The organism is Streptomyces sp. NPDC050211 (genome assembly GCF_040656035.1).
Classification (GTDB): Bacteria; Actinomycetota; Actinomycetes; order Streptomycetales; family Streptomycetaceae; genus Streptomyces.
The window spans coordinates 126,447-145,459 of sequence record NZ_JBFALC010000003.1; the positions used below are offsets into that span (position 1 = coordinate 126,447).

Sequence of the window (19,013 nt, forward strand, 5' to 3'; positions counted from 1 at the left end):
TAACTCTACGGTAGCCACTGCCGAACCGGTCGGCCGGACGTCTTCGGGGAGCCCCGAGTGGATCGCACTGCCCAACTCACAGCACGCCGCACCGAGCGTGAGCTCGTATACGATCCGCCCCTCACGAAACCATCGCTGCACCTCAGGGCCGCGCGGGTGCTGGAGACCAACTGGACCGGCACCAACACGGTGCCCTCGCGCAGCCTGTATCCGCACCAGTGGTCCTGGGACTCCGCGTTCATCGCGATCGGCCTGCGGCACATCTCGCCGTTACGGGCGCAGACGGAGCTGGACACGCTGCTCGACGCCCAGTGGGGCGACGGCCGGATCCCGCACATCGTCTTCAACCCCTCCGTACCGCTCGACGCCTACTTCCCGAGCCCCGACTTCTGGCGCTCCTCGACCGCGGGGCGCGCTGCGGGCGCCCCGCGCACCGTACAGACGTCCGGCATCGTGCAGCCACCCGTGCACGCGCTCGCGGCGTGGCTGGTGCACTGCGCCGACCCCGGCCTGTCCCGCGCACGCGGCTTCCTCTCCCGGGTGTATCCCCGGCTGGCCGCCTGGCACCGCTATCTGCTGCACCGGCGGGACCTGGGCGGCGGCGGTCTCGCGTCCGTCGTGCACCCGTGGGAGCAGGGCATGGACAACTCCCCCGCCTGGGACGCGCCGCTGAGCCGCATCACGCCCGCCCCGGCCCGCTCCTTCCGCCGCGCCGACCTCGACCACGGGGCGGCCGAGGACCGGCCGACGGATCTGGACTACGGGCGGTATGTGCGGCTGGCGACGGACTACCGGGACCGGGGGTACGCCGACGGGGCCGGCGACTTCGCGGTGGAGGACCCCGCGTTCAACGCCCTGCTCATCGCCTCCGAACACGCCCTCGCCCGCATCGCCCACGAGCTGGGGGCGACGGGGACAGCCCGGCACGCACGCGCGGAACGGCTGACGGCGGCGCTGGTGGACCGGCTGTGGGACCCGGCGCGGGGCATGTTCTTCTGCCGGGATCTGCGGGGCGGAGAGTCCGGCCGGGATCTGCGGGGCGGGGAGCCAGGGCGGGCCCTGCGCGGCGGCCTGATCCCCGAGCGCGGTGTCTCCGGCCTCGTCCCGCTCCTCCTGCCCGGCCTCCCGCGCGACATCGCCGCCGCCCTCGTCCGCACGGCGAGCGGACCGCACTTCGGCCTGGGCGACACGACCCGCCTCGTCCCGTCGTACGACCTCCTCGGCGAGGCCTTCGACCGGCACCGCTACTGGCGCGGCCCGGCGTGGTTCAACACGAGCTGGCTGCTGGAGCGCGGGCTGCGGATGTACGGCGAGCGGGAGCGCGCCGGTGCGCTGCGCGAGGCGGTGCTGGAGCTGGCCGACACGTCCGACTTCGCGGAGTACGTCGACCCGTACACCGGCGAGGCCTGCGGAGCCACCGGCTTCGGCTGGACCGCCGCGCTCACGCTCGACCTGCTGCACAGCGACACCTCAGTCAGCGATACCGCAGTAAACGGCACCTCAGTCAGCGGCACCTCAGTGATGGCCAGCGCGGCGACCAAGGGAGGGGATCAGGGATGACGGACCGGCATCATCTGCTCGTGCACGGCGGGACGTTCGCCGCCGTGGGCGACGGCGGCGACATCAGCGGCGTACGGGGCGGCACATCCCCGGACGGCTTGTTCGTGCGCGACGCCCGGCACCTCAGCCGCTGGCAGCTGACGGTCGACGGGGCCGTACCCGAGGCCCTCAGTCCCGTCGCCGACGGGGACACCGCGCGCTGTGTCCTGGTCCCGCGCGGGGGCCGCCAGGAGCCACCGGCGTACACGATCTTCCGTGAACAGGCCGTGGGGGACGGCGCGTTCGTCGAGTTATTGCGGGTGACCAGCAACCGGCCGGTGCCGACGACGGTCCGCCTCGCGGTCACCGCGGACGCCGACTTCACCGACCAGTTCGAGCTGCGCTCCGACCACCGCACCTACACCAAGACCGGCGCCACCCGCACCCGCCAAGTCCTCGACGGCGGCGTGGAGTTCACCTACCGGCGCGGCGAATGGCGCTCCCTGACGACGGTGACGGCCGAGCCGGTGCCGGACGGCGTCGAGGAGACGGGCACGGGCGCGCGCCGCCTCGTCTGGACCCTGGAACTGGAACCGCACGGCACGGCGGAGCTGTCCCTGCGGGTCATGGCCCGCCCGCACGGCGACAAGCGGGCGCGCAGGGTGCCCCGCTCCCCCGCCGCGCTGACCGATCAACTCCTGGCCATGGAGGGCGAGTTCGTCGAAGGCGTGGCCTTCCCGACCGGCTGGCCGGAGCTGGCCGCGGCCTGCGCGCGCGGCCTCGCCGACCTGGCCTCGCTCCAGATCCCGGCGGCGGGCCTGGACGGCGAGGAGGTACGGGTTCCCGCGGCCGGAGCGCCCTGGTTCCTGACGCTGCTGGGCCGCGACGCGCTCCTGACGTCCCTGTTCGCCCTCCCCTACCGCCCCCAGCTCGCCGCCGCCACCCTCCCCGCGCTCGCCGCGGCCCAGGCGACGGAGACCGGCGCGGGCTCGGTCGCCCAGCCCGGCAAGATCGTGCACGAGGTACGGCACGGCGAGCTGGCGCACTTCGGGCAGGTGCCGTACGGGCGCTACTACGGGTCGGTGGATGCGACGCCGCTGTTCCTGGTGCTGCTCGGCGCGTACGTCGAGCAGACGGGCGACGCGGAGCTGGCCCGTCGCCTCGAGCCGCACGCCCGCGCGGCGATCGGCTGGATGCTGGACCACGGCGGCCTCACCTCCCGCGGCTACCTCGTCTACCGCGCCGACCAGGGCGGCCTCGCCAACCAGAACTGGAAGGACTCCCCCGGCGCGATCTGCTCCGCCGACGGCACGAGGGCCTCCGGCTCGGTGATGGCGGCGGGGGCGCAGGGTTATGCGTACGACGCCCTGCGCCGCACCGCGTGGCTTGCCCGCACGGTGTGGGACGACGAGGTGTATGCGGCGCTGCTGGAGCAGGCGGCGGGCGATCTCCGCGACCGTTTCCAGCGGGACTTCTGGATGCGGGACCGCTCCTTCCCCGCCCTCGCGCTCGACGGCGAGGGCCGACATGTCGACGCGCTCGCCTCCGACGCCGGGCATCTGCTGTGGTCGGGGCTGCTCGACAAGGAGTACGGCGCGATGGTCGGCCGGCGGCTGCTGGAACCGGACTTCTTCTCCGGGTGGGGCGTCCGCACGGTGGCCTCCGGCCAGCCTGCGTACCATCCGCTGTCGTATCACCGGGGGTCTGTGTGGCCGCATGACAACGCGCTGATCACGTTGGGGCTCGCGCGGTATGGGCTTCATGACGAGGCCCGGACGGTGGCGCATGCGCTGGTTGATGCGGCGGCGGCGACCGGGCATCGGTTGCCGGAGGTGCTTGCCGGGTACGGGCGGGATACCCATGGGGAGCCGGTGCCGTATCCGCATGCGTGCGTGCGGGAATCCCGGTCAGCCGCGGCTCCATTGGCGCTGTTGACTGCTGTTGGGGGCGCGTGAGGTTTGTGTTGCGGGTGCGGGTGTGTGGGGGCTGGTCGCGCAGTTCCCCGCGCCCCTATAGGGCGCCTTGTTTGCCGTGTGTTTGCCGAGTACTGGGCGAAATAGCTGAACATGGGCCGGGGCAGGACCGTACGGGATGACGTAGATCCTGGGCCTTGCACGGAAGGACTTCGGGTGCCCGTCTTCACGCGCCAACGTCAACTGCCTGCCACGACTGACGAGCCGGCAGCCGCCGACGGCGAGAAACCGCTGGAGGGGCCACCCGCACCCGACGACGAAAGTGGTACGGGTGGTGCGGGTGGGAACGACAAGGCCGAAGGCGAAGCCGAGGCCGCCAAGCCACGCACCCTCCTCAGCTGGACCACGACCATCCTCGCCGCAGCCCTCGTCATCGCCGCCTTCCTCCTCCCGAACGCCTGGGCCGCCCTGCGCCCGAACAGGTTCATGCGCATCCCGGCGGAGGCGATCGTAGGAGCGGTGCTCCTGCTCGCACTCCCCCGCCGCCCCCGCACCATCGTCGCCGCGCTGATCGGAGCCGGCCTGGGTGTCCTGACCGTGCTGAACTTCCTGGACATGGGCTTCCGGGAGTATCTGGGCCGGGGCTTCAACCTGGTCCTGGACTGGGAGTTGCTGGACGACGCGCAGTCGTACATGGCGGACTCGATGGGCGGTACGGTCGCGACGGTCGCCGCCATCGGAGCCGTACTCCTCGTCGTCGTACTGATCGCCGTGATGGCGCTGGCGACGGTCAGGCTGGCGAATCTCCTCGGCCGGAACACCGCGCTGGCGACGCGCGGCACGCTGATCGCGGGCACCGTCTGGATCATGTGCTCGGCGATGGGGGTCCAGCTGCTGGGCGTGCCGGTGGCTTCCGACCGGGCGGTGAGCGCGCTGGCGGTCCAGGCGCGGCGGGTGAAGGACACGTTGCGGGACGAGGCGGCGTTCGCCAAAGAGGCCAAGGCGGACCGGTTCGGCAGTACGCCCGGCGCTCAGCTGGTGCCGGATCTGCGGGGCAAGGACGTCATCTTCACGTTCATCGAGAGCTACGGCCGCAGCGCGCTCGAGGACCCGGACATCTCGCCCGGCGTGAACCAGACGCTCGACACGAGCAACGAGGCGCTCACGAAAGCCGGTTTCGCCGCCAAGAGCGGCTGGCTGACGTCGGCGACCTACGGCGGCAGCAGCTGGCTCGGCCACTCCACGTTCCTGTCCGGCCTGTGGATCGACAACCAGCAGCGCTTCCGCACCGTCATGTCCAGCGAACGGCTCTCCCTCACCAAGATGTTCCAGAAGACCGGCGCGTGGGACACGGTCGGCATCATGCCGGGCATCCAGAAGGGCTGGCCGGAGGAGAAGTTCTACGGCCTCGACAAGGTCTACAACGCCTTCGAACTCGGCTACAAGGGCCCGAAGTTCAGCTGGTCGACCATGCCGGACCAGTACGCACTGGAGGCCTTCCAGCGCCAGGTGCACGGCAAGAAGCGCGACAAGCCGCTGATGTCGGAGGTCATCCTGACCTCCAGCCACCAGCCCTGGGCCCCGATCCCCAAGATGGTCGGCTGGGACGAACTGGGCGACGGCTCCATCTTCAACAGCATCCAGAAAGCGGGCAACAACCCGTCGGACGTCATGTCCGACAGCGCCAAGTCCCGTGAGGAATACGGCAAGTCGATCGAGTACTCGGTCACCTCCCTCACCCAGTGGCTCGAGCGCTACGGCACCGACGACACCGTCCTCGTCTTCCTCGGCGACCACCAGCCCATCGCCCGCGTCAGCGGCAACAACGCCAGCCGCGACGTCCCGGTGTCGATCGTCGCCAAGGACCCCAAGGTCCTCGACAAGATCTCCTCCTGGAACTGGACCGACGGCATCAAGCCAGCCCAGAAGGCCCCCGTCTGGAAAATGGACGCCTTCCGCGACCGCTTCCTGATGGCATACGGCTCAACACCCGGCCCCAGCAAGGGCTGAGCGGTTCGGCAGCGCCCCAAAGGGGCGCGGGGAACTGCGCGACCAGCCCTCACGGCTCCGCAGACGACCGGACCGGGACCACTCACCCACCGGACGTATCCAGCTCCGCGTCCTCACCGATACCCGCACAGTCGTACGGATCCTTCAGCCACCCATCCGGCAGAACGACCCGGTTGTTCCCGGACGTACGCCCACGAGGGCCATCCGCACCGGTCGGCCAAGCCTGGTCAAGGTCCAACTCATCCAGACCGGACCGGAGTTCCTGAAGCGACGACGTGATCGCAAGACGCTTCCGCATCTCCGAACCGACAGCAAAGCCCTTCAGATACCAGGCCACGTGCTTACGGAAGTCGATGACGCCGCGCGCCTCGTCCCCGATCCACTCGCCGAGGAGCGTGGCATGGCGGACCATGACGTCGGCCACCTCGCGGAGGACGGGCCTGCTGAAGTCCGTCCGCCCCTCGAACGCCGCCACCAGGTCAGAGAACAACCACGGCCGCCCAAGGCAACCCCGGCCGACAACCACCCCGTCGCATCCAGTTGCCCGCACCATCCGCAGCGCGTCCTCCGCCGACCAGATGTCCCCGTTGCCGAGCACCGGGATCTCCGGCACGTGCTCCTTCAGCCGCGCGATGGCGTCCCAGTCGGCGGTGCCGCCGTAGTGCTGGGCCGCGGTACGCCCGTGCAGGGCGATGGCCGTCACGCCCTCCTCGACGGCGATCCGCCCGGCGTCCAGGTACGTGATGTGGTCGTCGTCGATGCCCTTGCGCATTTTCATCGTGACCGGCAGGTCCCCCGCCCCGCTGACCGCCTCCCGCAGGATCGCCCGCAGCAGATGCCGCTTGTACGGCAGCGCGGAACCGCCGCCCTTGCGCGTCACCTTCGGGACCGGACACCCGAAGTTCAGGTCGATGTGATCGGCCAGCCCCTCCTCGGCGATCATGCGCACGGCCTTGCCGACCGTCGCCGGATCGACGCCGTACAGCTGGATCGACCGCGGCTTCTCACTCTCATCGAAGTGGATCAGCTGCATGGTCTTCTCGTTGCGCTCGACCAGCGCCCGCGTCGTGATCATCTCGCTCACGAACAGCCCCTTGCCACCGCTGAACTCCCGGCACAGCGTGCGGAAGGGCGCGTTGGTGATCCCGGCCATGGGGGCCAGGACGACGGGCGGCTGGACGGGGTGCGGGCCGATCCGCAGGGTCGAGTTCATCGTGGACGTGGGCGTGGGCATTCACCCATTGTCACGTACCGAAGGGGGTGCGGCCAGATTCATTAGTTAGGCGTACTATTGATGGATGCCCGAGCTGACCCCCCGTCGCCGCATGCTGGTGCTCGCGATCTGCTGTATGAGCCTGCTGATCGTGAGCCTCGACAACACGATCCTCAACGTGGCCCTGCCCTCGATGCAGCGCGAGTTGCACGCGAGTACGGCGGGCCTGCAGTGGACCATCGACGCCTACACCCTCGTACTCGCCTCGCTGCTGATGCTCGCGGGCTCCACCGCCGACCGGATCGGCCGCAAGCGCGTCTTCATGGCGGGGCTCGTCGTCTTCACGATCGGCTCGGCGCTGTGCTCGGTCGCGCCGAACCTGGAAACGCTGGTCGCGTTCCGCATGGTGCAGGCGGTGGGCGGTTCGATGCTGAACCCGGTCGCCATGTCGATCATCACGAACACCTTCACGGATCCGCGTGAGCGGGCCCGGGCGATCGGCGTCTGGGGCGCTGTCGTCGGTATATCGATGGCCGCGGGCCCCCTGGTCGGCGGACTGCTCGTGGAGTCCGTGGGCTGGCGGTCGATCTTCTGGGTCAACCTGCCGGTCGGGCTGGCCGCGCTGCTGCTGACCCTCCGCTACGTCCCCGAGTCCCGCGCGGACCGGGCCCGCCGTCCCGACCCCGTCGGCCAGATCCTGGTGATCGCGCTGTTCGGCAGCGCGACGTACGGAATCATCGAGGCGCCGCACGCGTCGCTCGCCACGGTGCTGCCGTTCGCGGTGGTCGCGGTCGCCGCGCTGATCGGGCTCCTTCGGTACGAGCCTCGTCGCGCCGAGCCCCTCATCGATCTGCGGTTCTTCCGGTCGGCGCCGTTCAGCGGGGCGACCGTGATCGCGATCAGCGCGTTCGCCTCGCTGGGCGGGTTCCTGTTCCTGTCGACGCTGTATCTGCAGAACGTGCGGGGGCTGGACGCGCTGCACGCGGGGCTGTGGATGCTGCCGATGGCCGTGCCGACGCTGGTGTGCGCTCCGCTGGCCGGGCGGTTGGTCGGTGGCCGGGGGCCGCGGTTGCCGTTGCTGATCGCGGGAGTGGCGATGACGTGCAGTTCGCTGTTGTTCGCGGTCTTCGATGCGGAGACCTCTGACGTCACGCTGTTCCTGGGGTACGCGCTGTTCGGTATCGGGTTCGGCTTCGTGAACGCGCCGATCACCAATACGGCGGTGTCCGGGATGCCGCGAGCACAAGCCGGCGTGGCCGCCGCCGTCGCCTCGACGAGCCGTCAGTTGGGGCAGACGCTCGGTGTCGCCGTGGTGGGGGCGGTGCTGGCCGCTGGTGTGGGGGCGGCGGCGTACAAGAACGCGTTTGTGGCTGCCGCCGTGCCGGGGTGGTGGATTCTGACCGGGTGCGGGGTGGCCGTACTCGTGGTGGGTCTGTTGAGCAGCGGGCGGTGGGCTCGGGGAACTGCCGAACGCACGGCTGAGCAGCTGGACGCCGCGGAAGTACGTCAGACCGTAGGGGCTTCTGAACGTCGGTGAGTGCGGGTCCGTTGTGGCTGGTCGCGCAGTTCCCCGCGCCCCTTTGGGGCGCTTCTGCACAGGGCGTTGGCCAGGTTCTGGGTGTGCGGGTGTGGGTTGGTGCGGGGATAGGCGTAGTGGAGGACCGCCTCGGGGGCTCCCGTGAGGGGGAGGTAGCGGACGTCCGGGTCCGGGTGCTGGGCGGCCACCGAGGCCGGGAGGACGCCCACGCCTCTGCGGGCCGCCACCGCGTGCAGGTACTCGTCGATGTTGGTGGCCTCCGCGCCGATCTCGGGGCGGGTGTCGGCCGACCAGTCGTCGGGGGTGAGGGTGCCGGTGACCGTGTTGAGGACCAGGCAGCGGCGGCCCAGGTCGCGCCAGGTGACGCGGGGACGGGCGGCGAGGGTGGAGCGGGTGGAGATCACCGCGACGCGACGCTCGCGGGCGATCTCCACCGTGTGCAGGCGGGGGTCGTCGACCTGGCCCCACAGCAGGGCCGCGTCCACCGCCCCGGTGTGCACGCCGGCCAGCCGCTCGTCCCGGCGGACCGGCTGGACGATGACCTGATGCCGGCGTTCCAGCAGGTCGATGGCCTCGCGTCCGCGCTTGAGGGGGAAGCCCCAGGTGTAGCCGAGGCTCAGGGGCTCCTCGGCCGGGCCGGGACGCAGGACCGCTTCCAGGCGGGGCAGCAGAGTCTGCAGCTCGGACCGCAGCCGTTCGCCGTCCGGAGTGAGCCGGGGATGGCGGGTGGTGCGGTCGAGCAGCTGACGGCCGACGTGCTCCTCCAGCCGCCGGATCGTCCGGCTCAGCGTGGGCTGCGGGATGCCGAGGCGTTCCGCTGCCCAGGTGAAGTGCTGCTCCTCCGCCAAGGTGAGGAAGCAGCGCAACTGTTGCAGTCCTACGTCCATTGGTACGACGTTACTGGTCACCGGCCGGGGCGGTTTCGCGGGGGAGGCACTCCGGTGCGCGGGCCCGCCGGGGAGCGCGTACCAGGACGAGGTGCAGCAGCAGGCCCACGGCCGCGAGCGCGGCGGTGCAGTACGGCAGGTCGGCGGGGGCCACTCCGGCGGCGAGGGTGACGCCGCCCAGGGCGGAACCGAGCGCGCTGCCGAGGTAGACGGCCGAGCTGTTGAGGGACACGGCGACCGGCGCCTGGTCAGGGCGGGCGGCGATGAGCTGGTGCTGCTGGGGCACTTGGAGGGCCCAGCCGGCCGCGCCCCACACGATCAGCGGGAAGGTGAGCGCCCAGGAGGCTCCGGCCGCGCTCGGCAGGAGCAGATGGGCCAGGCACAGCAGCACGAGGATGACGGTGACGACGGCGTACGGTTTGCCCGTGCGGTCCACGATCCGGCCGATCAGCAGGCTGCCGGCCACTCCGCCCGCGCCCCACGCCCACATGGCGCCCAGCGTCTGGTGGATGCCGCCGGCGTCGGCGAGAAAGGGCGCGAGGTAGGTGTACAGACCGAGGCTGGCGACACCACTGAGCAGGGAGACACCGGCGATGGCGGCCACCGGGCGGCGGGCCAGGATGCGGACGCGCTCGCGCAGGGGCGGCGGAGGGGCGGCCGGTAGCCGGGGCAGGCCGAGCAGCACGCCGACGACGGCCAGTGCGCCGAGGGCGGTGATCAGCCAGAGTGTGCCGCGCCAGCCGACTTGGTCGGCGAGCAGCACGCCCAGCGGGACGCCGATCACCGTGCCGATGCTCATGCCGCCCATGACCAGCGCCAGGGCCCGGCCGCGCCGCTCCTCGCCGGCGAGCGAGGCCGCGGTCGCCGCGGCTATGGGCGAGTAGACGCCCGCGCCGATGCCCGCGATGGCACGGGCCACGAGCAGTACCGCGAGGCTGCCGGCCAGGGCGGTCAGCGCGTTGGCCGCGGTGAACAGCAGCAGCGCCGTGGTGAGGATCGTCCGGGCGGGCCGGCCCGCCAGCGCCGTGGCGAACACGGGCGCGGCGAGCGCGTAGCAGAGGGTGAAGACGGTGACCATCTGCCCGGCCGCGGACTCGCTGGTGTGCAGGTCGGCGGCGACCTTGGGCAGCAGTCCGGCCATGACGTAGGCATCCAGTCCGAGCGCGAAGGCACCGAGGACGAGGATGTACAGGCGGCTCATTTTCGTGTGGGTCATCCGAGGCGCTCCCAGTCCACTTCGGTCACCGGGGTCCGGCCGCCCGGGAAGTAGCTGGCTGGTCCGGTGACTTGGGCGGCGGTTTCGATGTCGTTGAGCAGGCGCTGTGTCTCCACGGACTCGGCGAGCCCGGCGAACGGCACCCGGGGCGGCGTCCCGTCGGCTACATGCCGTACGACATCCAGCGCGAGGCGGCGCAGTTTGACGACGCCACGCTGCTCGTCGGGCCAGGCGGTGTCACCGGTGTCGACCTCGCACAGGGTGTGCTCCTGGCCGTCCCGGCGGCGCCAGACGCGCAGGTGGTCGGCGTCCCAGACCGGTGTGTCGTAGACGCAGCTCACGTGGACGAGCCCGCCCTCGCGGTCGCGGAAGGCGAGGTCGACGGTGCGCTGGCGGACGATGTTGGTGAAGCTGCTGTACACCGTCACCGGCGCCGTGCCGAGCGTGGCCGTGAGGGCGACGCTGTCGAGGACCTCGGGCCCGGAGACCGAGAAGTCGGAGGTGACACCGAGGGCGTCCCGCACCCGGAGCGGCTCGTCGCCTCCCATGACGTAGCGGACCAGGTCCAGGCTGTGGATGACCTCGCTGGTCACGCCGACGGTCGGACGGTGGTCGTTGATCCGGTCCTTGCCCCACGTCAAGTGTGCGCGCACGAGCCGGAGTTCGTGCTCGCCGACGTATGCGCGCAGGGCCTCGGTGGCGTCCGAGTAGCGCTCGACGAGATCCAGGGCGAAGCCGCCGGCATCAGTGAGGGCCTTGGCCACGGCGTCCAGGTCGTCGTGGGGCGAGGTCAGGGGCTTCTCCGCGAGGACGAAACCCCGGTAGCCGCCCAGCCGGGTGAGGATGTCCGCGTGGGCGGAGTCGGTGGCGGCCACGACCACCACGTCGGGGGCGTACTCGGCGAGGGCGCCTTCCAGGGTCGGGAAGTAGGGGATGTCCTCGCGGGTGCGGTGGCGTGCGTGGTAGGCGAGTCGGAGCGACCGGTCCAGGCTGCGGAAGGCGCTCAGGAAACGGGAGCCGGCGTATCCCATGCCGACGATGAGGATCTTCACGCGGCCGCACTCCTCACGGGGAGTGTGCGGAACAGCAACTCCTCGCCGCTGGAGGCGAATTCGAACCGCTTGTAGAAGCCGGTCGCATTCTCTGTGGTCTGCAGCAGCACCTCGTCCACGCCCTCCCCGGCGAACCAGCCCAGCAGATGGTTGAGGAGCCGCGCCCCGAGCCCCTTACCGCGCGCGACCGGGTCGACGACCACGGATTGGAGCCAGCCCGTCCGGCCCGAGGGGCAGGCCGGTGAGGGGGCACGCCGGTCGACGATCGCGGTCGCGCACGCGGCGAGGCCGGTCCCGTCGGAGAGCGGGATGACGGCGACCCGGATGCCGTCCGCCTCTGGAAGCTCCTGAGCCAGCCAGGCCCGGTAGTCGCGCCGCCAGGCTTCCCTCTCCGCCGAACTCCCGGCCCTGTAGGGCAGGTTGGCGTCGGGCGCGTCCAGCAGATGGGCGCGCAGCCGCACGAGTTCCTCGATGTCCGCCATACCGGCGGGTCGGACGACCGTCATGCCGCCATCGCCTCGGCCCGCCGGTCGAGGCCGACGTGCGCGAAGGTCTCCGCGAGTGCCTCGACGAGGTGGGCGATGTCGGCGTCGGTGTGGTTCGGGGTGACGTTGACGCGGAAACGCTCCGTCCCCACGGGCACGGTCGGAGAGTTGATCGGCTGGAGGTACACGTGGTGTTCGTCCAGCAGCCGTACGGCGGCCCGCTTGCACGCGGTGGCGTCGCCGACCAGCACCGGCAGCACATGTGTCGTGCTGCACTGCATCACGGAGATGCCGGCCGCGGCGAGCGCGGCCCGCAGCAGGCGGGTCTTGTCCTGCAGGGCCCGGCGCTCGGTCTCGGAGGTCTTCAGGTGCTCCACGCTGGCATGGCAGGCCGCCACGACGGCGGGCGGCAGGGAGGTGGTGAAGATGAACCCGGAGGCGAAGCTGCGCACCGCGTCGACGAGCGTCGCGGAGCCGGCTATGTAGCCGCCGATCACGCCGATGGCCTTGGCCATGGTGCCCTGCACGATGTCGACGAGGTGGTCCACCCCGCGGGCCGCGGCCATGCCGGACCCGCGCGGCCCGTACATGCCGATCGCGTGCACTTCGTCGAGGAAAGTCAGCGCGTTGTGCTCACGGGCCAGCCGCACGATCTCCTCGATCGGGGCGACGTCTCCGTCCATGGAGTACACCGACTCGAACACCACGATCTTCGGGCGGTCGAGGGGCTGTCCGGCCAGCAGCTCCCGCAGGTGGCCCACGTCGTTGTGCCGGAAGACGGCGCGCTCGGCCGGCGTGCTGCGCATCCCGTTGATCAGCGAGGCGTGGTTCAGCTCGTCGGAGAGGACGAGCGTGTCGGGCATCAGCCGCAGCAGGCACTGGAGAGTGGCGTCATTGGAGCCGTAGCCGGTCGGGAAGACCAGGGCCGCCTCCTTGCCGTGCCATTCGGCGAGCGAGTTCTCAAGCGCCGCGTAGTGGGCGTGGGTTCCGCCGATGTTGCGCGAACCGCCCGAGCCCGCCCCGTACTCGTCGATCGCGCGGTGCATCGCCGCCAGCACCTCGGGGTGCTGGGACATGCCCAGATAGTCGTTGCTGCACCAGACGGTCACCTCGTGCCGGCCGCCGTCGGGCAGCCGGCGCACGGCCTTCGGGTAGGCCCCCGCACGCCGGTTGATGTCCACGAACTCCCGGTACTGCCCGCCGGTTCGCAGCGCACGCAGCTTCGCCGACAGGAATTCCTCGTACACGTTCTCGCTCTCCCCGAATTGGTGTGCCGCGCTTGTGGCGCGGTCGTCATCCACGGGGGGAAGTAGACCGAGCGGGCCGGAGCTCAGGCCAATACGTCCAGTGCATGTTGCATCCATCTGCCGCATAGGGCGAGGTCACAGACGTAGGGGACCGTCGTTGAGATCTCGCTCACGGCGGAGTCAGTCCCGCGCCCGCTCCAGCGCGATGGCGTGCAGCTTCTCCAGTCGTTGCCTCGACCGGTCGTCCGCCGGTACGTACGTCACCATCCTCGGCCCCTGCCGCGGACCCAGCCACAAGTCCGTGTGGTCCACCGTGAGTCGGCCCACGTAGGCGTTGTCGAACTCTTTCCGCTTGCTGCGGTGGGTGTTGACCTCGTGACGGTCCCAGGCCTCGCAGAACTGGGGGGACTCGGTGCGGAGGCGTTTGAGGAGCATCTTCCAGGCGGGCTCGGCGAGATGGCCGGCCATGGCGGCGCGGAAGCGGGCGGCCATGACGCGCTGGACTTCTTCGAGGTGGACGATCGAGGAGCGCCAGTCGTCGTGGGTGTAGCAGAGGACCAAGCAGTTGCGGTCCTCGGGCGGGACGGCGTCCAGGTCGCAGAGGAGCAGGCCGTAGGTGCGGTTGTGGGCGAGGATGTCGTAGCGGCTGTTCTGGAGGCAGGCCGGGAACGGCTCCAGTTGTTCGAGTACGGCGCGCAGGGCGGGAGTGACCGACGCGCAACTGGTGGCCGGGGTCGGGTCCACGGCGCCGGCGAGCTGGAAGAGGTGGGCGCGCTCGCTCGGGTCGAGGAGCAGGGTGCGGGCGAGGGCGTCCAGGACCTGGACGGAGACCTGGATGTCGCGGGCCTGTTCGAGCCAGGTGTACCAGGTGACGCCGACGGCGGAGAGGTGGGCGACCTCCTCGCGGCGGTGGCGGAGGAAGGCGGCGAGCTCGTGCCGGCGGATCTCCGCTTCGCGGGCCGGCCGGGGCTGTCGTACCGCCGCCTCCTGGGCCATTGTCGTCATGCCTCCAGCGTGCGCGAGTGCGGACCCTGTTGCCAGGTTCGCCTACTACCAGGACAGGGAGACTCTGGTACCCGTTTGAGGGGAGGCGCAGGCTCATGTTCGTGACCGAAACCACGATGTCCACGACCACGGTCCGCTCCCCCGCCGCGCCACCCGTACTCGGCGGTCTCGGACTTCTCACCGTGCTGCTCGGTGCGGCACTTCCGCTCATCGACTTCTTCATCGTCAATGTCGCCCTGCCCACCATCGGCCAGGACCTTGCGGCGAGCGAGTCCGTCCTGGAGCTCGTCGTCTCCGGGTACGGCCTCGCCTACGCCGTGCTGCTCGTCCTCGGCGGCCGGCTGGGCGATCTCTTCGGCCGACGCCGCCTCTTCCTGGGCGGCATGGCGGCCTTCGGGCTGACCTCCCTGGCGTGCGGGCTCGCGCCCACCGCGTGGACGCTGGTCGCGGCCCGGGTCGCGCAGGGCGTGGCGTCCGCGGCGATGCTGCCGCAGGTGCTGGCCACGATCCAGGCGGCGACCTCAGGACCGCGCCGGGCGAAGGCCATGGGCCTGTACGGCGCGACGGCCGGACTGTCCATGGTGGCGGGGCAGATCCTCGGCGGCGTGCTGGTCGCCGCGGACCTCGCGGGCACCAGCTGGCGTGCCGTGTTCCTGGTGAACGTGCCGGTCGTGGTGGTCGGCCTGGTCCTCGCCGCCCGTGCCGTCCCGGAGACCCGCTCGCAGCACCCGGAGCCGATCGACGCCCCCGGCACGGTTCTGCTCGCCGCCTCCCTGCTCGCGCTGCTGGCGCCGCTCACCGAGGGCCGGGCGGCGGGCTGGCCGCTGTGGACGTGGCTGTCGCTGGCCGCGTTCCCGCTGCTGGCAGGCGCGTTCTACGCGGTGGAGCGGCGGGCGGACCGGCAGGGCCGTACGCCACTCGTCCCGCCGAGCCTGTTCGCGCTCACGTCGTTGCGGCGCGGGCTGGTGATGATCGTGCCCTTCTCCATCGGCTTCAGCGGGTTCATGTTCGTGATCGCGGTGGCGTTGCAGCAGGGCGCGGGGCGGGGTCCGGTCGCGGCGGGACTCGCGCTCGCGCCGATGGCGGTGGTGTTCTTCTTCACCTCGCTCGCCGGGCCGCGGCTGGTCACCCGGTACGGCACCCGCGTGGTGACGGCGGGCGCCGGGCTCCAGGCGGTGGGCGTGGCGCTGATGGCGCTGGCCGCGTGGCGTTCCTGGCCGGACCTGGGCATCGTCGGACTGCTGCCGGGCGCGGCGATCGCCGGAGCCGGTCAGGCCCTCCAGCTCCCGATCATCTTCCGCGTCGTCCTCTCCGAGGTGCCGACCGCTCGCGCGGGCGTCGGCAGCGGCGTGATGATCACCACTCAGCAGTCGGCGCTGGCCCTCGGCGTGGCCACCCTCGGCACGCTCTTCCTCTCTCTCGTCCCCGGCCTCGGCATGCGAGACGCCCTGGTCACGACGCTGGTGGTGCAGCTGGCGGGGGTGGCGCTGACGGGTCTGCTCAGCCTGCGCCTTCCGCGCACGATCAGCTGACTCGGCCACAGCTTGGACAACTCGGTGTGAAGGACCACCTGTTGATGTTGGTCTTGCTGCACACTCCTCCTTGACTTTCCCGGGACGACTTTCCCAGGACGCTGGAGGCGTCATGCCGCAGATTGACTCGAGCAAGGTAAGCCGCTGGGACCAGCACGGCCGTGAGCACGTGGTGCGGGTGCAGCGCACCGGAGTGCAGCGCACGATCAAGTGCGACACCTGCGGCTGGCGCAAGCCGGCGCAGTTTCTGCCCTGGCTGAAGGCGGAGGAGCATCTGGCGGAGGCGCATCAGGCGACGGTGGATCCGTCGGCGGCGTAGGGGGCGCGGCGGCGATGACTTTCCGTGGCGGCAGCGGTCGTACGTACGAAGGCATACGACGATCAACGCGGAAGGCCGGCCGATGAGCGCTCTGCGCGACACCCTGCGACGCCACGTCGACGCCGGATCGGTTCCCGGAGCGGTCGGACTGGTGGACCGCGGCGACGACGTCGAGGTGGTGACCGTCGGTTCCCTGACCGCCGGCGGCACCGAACCGCTGCCCCGGGACGCGATCTTCCGGATCGCCTCGCTGACCAAGCCGATCACCGCGGCGGCGGTGCTGATGCTGGTGGAGGACGGGCGGATCGGGCTCCATGACCCCGTCGACGAATGGCTACCGGAGCTGTCGAAGCCGATGGTGGTGCGTACGCCGTCGAGTCCCGTGGACGACGTGGTTCCGGCGGTCCGCCCGGTCACGGTCGATGACCTGCTCACCTCCCGGCCGGGCTGGGGCTACGCGTCCGACTTCTCGCTCCCCGCGGTCCAGGCCCTCTCCGCGGTCCAGAAGGACAGCCGGGAGCCGCACACCTATCCCGACCCCGACACCTGGCTACGGCAGCTGGCCCAGATCCCGTTGCTCCACCAGCCGGGCGAGGGCTGGCTCTACCACACCGCGTCCGACCTCCAGGGCATCCTCATCGCCAGGGCCTCGGGCCGCACCCTCCCGGACTTCCTCGCGGAACGGATCTTCGAACCGCTGGGCATGAAGGACACGGCCTTCGAGGTCCCGGAGACGAAGCGGGACCGCTTCACGACCTACTACCGCACGGACCCGACCGGCGCCCTCGAACCGGCTGACACCCCGGACGGCGACTGGAGCCACCTGCCCGCCCTCCCGTCGGGCGGCGGCGGACTGGCCTCCACGGCCGACGACCTGCTGGCCTTCTTCCGCCTCCTCCGCTCCTCCGGCGACCCCGGGGAATCCGGCGAATCCGGCGGCCATCGCCTCCTCACCCCCACCTCCGTCAGCCGCATGACCACCAACCACCTCACCGCCGCCCAACGCGAACTCGGCACCCTCTTCCTCCAGGACCAGGGCTGGGGCTACGGCGGCCAGGTCGACGTCACCCCCGGCCAGCCCTGGAACACCCCCGGCCGCTACGGCTGGGTCGGCGGCACCGGCACCACCGCCTACCTCATCCCACCCACCGGCACGATCACGATCCTGCTGACCCAGGTGGGCGTGGAGAGCCCGGAACCGGTGCGGTTGCTGGTGGACTTCTGGCGGTGTACGGCGGGAGGTTAGGCCCTGAGTCCGCGCACCAGCAGATCCACCATCGCCTCGAACTCGCCCTGGATTCCCGCCCGTTCCCACTCCCGGTGGTACCGCGGGTCATGGAAGAGGGCCGTGGCCTGGAAGAGGGCGGTGGCGGTGGTTGCCGGGTCGGTGGTGGTGAAGGCGCCGGACTCGGTGCCGGCGCGGACGATGTCCGTGAGCTGGCCGGTCAGGTCGGTGAGGTGTTCGTCGACGGTGTGGCTGTTCTCGCTGGTGAGGACGGTGTAGGTGGCGAAGAGTTCGGGGTCGTCGCCTGCCTTGTGGCGCTTGGCGTCGAACAGGGCTTGCAGCCAGTCGCGGACCCGGGACTCCGGGTCGCGGTCGGTCGCCGCGACGATGCCGGACAGGGACGCCGACGTACGGTCCAGCCACCGCTTCGTCACGGCCTCCCGCAGCGCGGCCTTCGTGCGGAAGTGCCGGTACACGCTCCCGTGGCTGACGCCGAGCGCGCGGGCCACGTCGACCACGGTTGCCTTGGCCGGGCCGTGACGGCGCAGCACCTCCTCGGTCGCTTCGAGGATGCGCTCGGCGGTCAGGGTCTCGGAGGTGGGTGACATGGTCAGACCGTACCTGGCGGCCCGGTCGTCACTTGGTGGCCAGGTGGGACATCTGCGCTGCCGGGTAGCGGTCGCCCGCCGCCGCGTCCGCCGGTACGGCCTCCTCGACGGCCCGCAGATCGGCCTCGTCCAGCGTGACGTCCAGCGCGCCGAGGGACTCCGTGAGCCGGTCCCGGGTGCGGGCGCCGACGAGCGGCACGATGTCGTTGTTGTGCTGTGCGCCCCGCGACAGCACCCAGGCGATGGCGATCTGCGCGACCGAGACGCCCTTCTGCTCGGCGATCTTCCGCAGGGCCTCGACCAGGTTCAGGTTGTGCCGGAGGTTCTCGCCCTGGAAGCGGGGCGACACCGACCGGAAGTCGTTTGCGGCGAGCCGGCGGTCGGCGGAGAAGTGGCCGGAGATCAGTCCGCGGGAGAGCACGCCGTACGCCGTGATGCCGATCCCCAGCTCACGCGTGGTCGGCAGGATCTCGTCCTCGATGCCGCGTGAGATCAGCGAGTACTCGATCTGCAGGTCGGCGATGGGGGCCGTGGCGGCCGCCCTGCGGATGGTGTCCGCGCCGACCTCGCTCAGGCCGACATGCCGCACGTATCCCTTCTCGATCAGCTCCGCGATCGCGCCGACCGTCTCCTCGATGGGGACGGCCGGGTCGAGCCGGGCGATCCGGTACACGTCGATGTGGTCGACGCCGAGGCGCTGGAGCGAGTACGCGGCGAAGTTCTTCACGGCGGCGGGACGGCCGTCGTTTCCGTTCCAGCCGCCGTCCGCGTCGCGCAGTGCGCCGAACTTCACGCTGACGAGCGCCTGTTCACGCCGGGCCGCGGGCGCGGTGCGCAGGGCCTCGCCGATCAGCATCTCGTTGTGGCCCATGCCATAGAAGTCGCCGGTGTCCAGCAGGGTCACGCCGGATTCCAGTGCGGCATGGATGGTCGCGAGGGACTCGGTCCGGTCCGCGTCGCCGTACAGCGCGGACATGCCCATGCAGCCGAGGCCGAGGGCGGAGACCTGGGGGCCGGTGGTTCCGAGGGTTCGGGTTTGCATCGTCATGCCGCCCACCATGGCATGACAGGTGACAGATTTCAATATCTGTCACCTGTCATTCGTCAGCCATTGCAGCCAGCCATCCGCCGGGAGCAAGTGGTCCAGACCTATTGACTAAAGGTCTGGACCGCGCGACTGTCATGCCTACGACACCTCACCGCACCCCCCACCGGGAGGCCTCGC

The 19,013-nt window shown here is 70.9% G+C and carries 16 protein-coding genes; 7 read left to right on the forward strand and 9 right to left on the reverse strand.

What is annotated here, in order from left to right; genetic code table 11:
• Positions 1-57 precede the first annotated feature (57 nt).
• From AB0I98_RS04550 to AB0I98_RS04560, 3 genes are all read left to right on the forward strand, one after another.
• Positions 58-1,560: a hypothetical protein gene (locus AB0I98_RS04550; protein ID WP_362935168.1), complete on the forward strand. Its 1,503-nt coding sequence runs from the start codon at positions 58-60 to the stop codon at positions 1,558-1,560.
• A complete protein-coding gene (locus AB0I98_RS04555) occupies positions 1,557-3,494 on the forward strand; it encodes a glycogen debranching N-terminal domain-containing protein (protein ID WP_362935171.1) in 1,938 nt (645 codons plus the stop codon). The genes AB0I98_RS04550 and AB0I98_RS04555 overlap by 4 nt, the downstream gene beginning before the upstream one ends.
• Positions 3,495-3,668: 174 nt before the next feature.
• Positions 3,669-5,462, forward strand: coding sequence for a CDP-alcohol phosphatidyltransferase (locus AB0I98_RS04560; protein ID WP_362935174.1), 1,794 nt, complete (start codon positions 3,669-3,671; stop codon positions 5,460-5,462).
• A gap of 82 nt (positions 5,463-5,544) precedes the next feature.
• Here the strand turns inward: AB0I98_RS04560 and dusB are convergent, their stop codons facing one another.
• The gene (gene dusB, locus AB0I98_RS04565) at positions 5,545-6,696 is read right to left on the reverse strand and encodes a tRNA dihydrouridine synthase DusB (RefSeq protein ID WP_362935177.1); all 1,152 of its coding nucleotides are present in this window, start codon (positions 6,694-6,696) and stop codon (positions 5,545-5,547) included.
• Positions 6,697-6,760: 64 nt separating this feature from the next.
• Here dusB and AB0I98_RS04570 point away from each other — a divergent pair, with 64 nt between their 5' ends.
• Complete coding sequence (locus tag AB0I98_RS04570; protein WP_362935180.1) at positions 6,761-8,212, forward strand: MFS transporter; 1,452 nt, start codon at positions 6,761-6,763, stop codon at positions 8,210-8,212.
• On the opposite strand, the gene AB0I98_RS04575 is transcribed toward AB0I98_RS04570, so the two are convergent.
• From AB0I98_RS04575 to AB0I98_RS04600, 6 genes are all read right to left on the reverse strand, one after another.
• Complete coding sequence (locus AB0I98_RS04575; RefSeq protein ID WP_362935183.1) at positions 8,182-9,099, reverse strand: LysR family transcriptional regulator; 918 nt, start codon at positions 9,097-9,099, stop codon at positions 8,182-8,184. The genes AB0I98_RS04570 and AB0I98_RS04575 overlap by 31 nt on opposite strands.
• A gap of 10 nt (positions 9,100-9,109) precedes the next feature.
• The gene (locus AB0I98_RS04580; protein WP_362935186.1) at positions 9,110-10,315 is read right to left on the reverse strand and encodes an MFS transporter; all 1,206 of its coding nucleotides are present in this window, start codon (positions 10,313-10,315) and stop codon (positions 9,110-9,112) included.
• On the reverse strand, positions 10,312-11,367 hold the full coding sequence (locus tag AB0I98_RS04585) for a Gfo/Idh/MocA family oxidoreductase (RefSeq protein ID WP_362935189.1): 1,056 nt from the start codon (positions 11,365-11,367) through the stop codon (positions 10,312-10,314). Before AB0I98_RS04585 ends, AB0I98_RS04580 begins: the two co-directional genes overlap by 4 nt.
• Positions 11,364-11,873, reverse strand: a complete 510-nt coding sequence (locus tag AB0I98_RS04590; RefSeq protein WP_362935192.1) for a GNAT family N-acetyltransferase — start codon at positions 11,871-11,873, stop codon at positions 11,364-11,366. The genes AB0I98_RS04585 and AB0I98_RS04590 overlap by 4 nt, the downstream gene beginning before the upstream one ends.
• Positions 11,870-13,153, reverse strand: a complete 1,284-nt coding sequence (gene hemA, locus AB0I98_RS04595; protein ID WP_362935195.1) for a 5-aminolevulinate synthase — start codon at positions 13,151-13,153, stop codon at positions 11,870-11,872. Before hemA ends, AB0I98_RS04590 begins: the two co-directional genes overlap by 4 nt.
• 126 nt (positions 13,154-13,279) lie before the next feature.
• The gene (locus AB0I98_RS04600; RefSeq protein ID WP_362935198.1) at positions 13,280-14,104 is read right to left on the reverse strand and encodes a helix-turn-helix transcriptional regulator; all 825 of its coding nucleotides are present in this window, start codon (positions 14,102-14,104) and stop codon (positions 13,280-13,282) included.
• Between the two features lie 95 nt (positions 14,105-14,199).
• Between AB0I98_RS04600 and AB0I98_RS04605 the strand changes: the two genes are divergently transcribed.
• The 3 genes from AB0I98_RS04605 to AB0I98_RS04615 all read left to right on the forward strand — a co-directional run bounded on the left by AB0I98_RS04605 (position 14,200) and on the right by AB0I98_RS04615 (position 17,201).
• Positions 14,200-15,636, forward strand: coding sequence for an MFS transporter (locus AB0I98_RS04605; protein ID WP_362935201.1), 1,437 nt, complete (start codon positions 14,200-14,202; stop codon positions 15,634-15,636).
• A 112-nt stretch (positions 15,637-15,748) separates the two neighbouring features.
• The gene (locus AB0I98_RS04610) at positions 15,749-15,955 is read left to right on the forward strand and encodes a hypothetical protein (protein WP_210574306.1); all 207 of its coding nucleotides are present in this window, start codon (positions 15,749-15,751) and stop codon (positions 15,953-15,955) included.
• A gap of 82 nt (positions 15,956-16,037) precedes the next feature.
• On the forward strand, positions 16,038-17,201 hold the full coding sequence (locus tag AB0I98_RS04615; protein ID WP_362935204.1) for a serine hydrolase domain-containing protein: 1,164 nt from the start codon (positions 16,038-16,040) through the stop codon (positions 17,199-17,201).
• Here AB0I98_RS04615 and AB0I98_RS04620 read toward each other — a convergent pair.
• A complete protein-coding gene (locus AB0I98_RS04620) occupies positions 17,198-17,788 on the reverse strand; it encodes a TetR family transcriptional regulator (RefSeq protein WP_362935207.1) in 591 nt (196 codons plus the stop codon). The two genes, AB0I98_RS04615 and AB0I98_RS04620, sit on opposite strands and share 4 nt — an antisense overlap.
• A gap of 28 nt (positions 17,789-17,816) precedes the next feature.
• Positions 17,817-18,836 carry an aldo/keto reductase gene (locus AB0I98_RS04625; protein WP_362935210.1) on the reverse strand — a complete coding sequence of 340 codons (1,020 nt, stop codon included), beginning with the start codon at positions 18,834-18,836 and terminating at the stop codon, positions 17,817-17,819.
• Positions 18,837-19,013 lie beyond the last annotated feature (177 nt).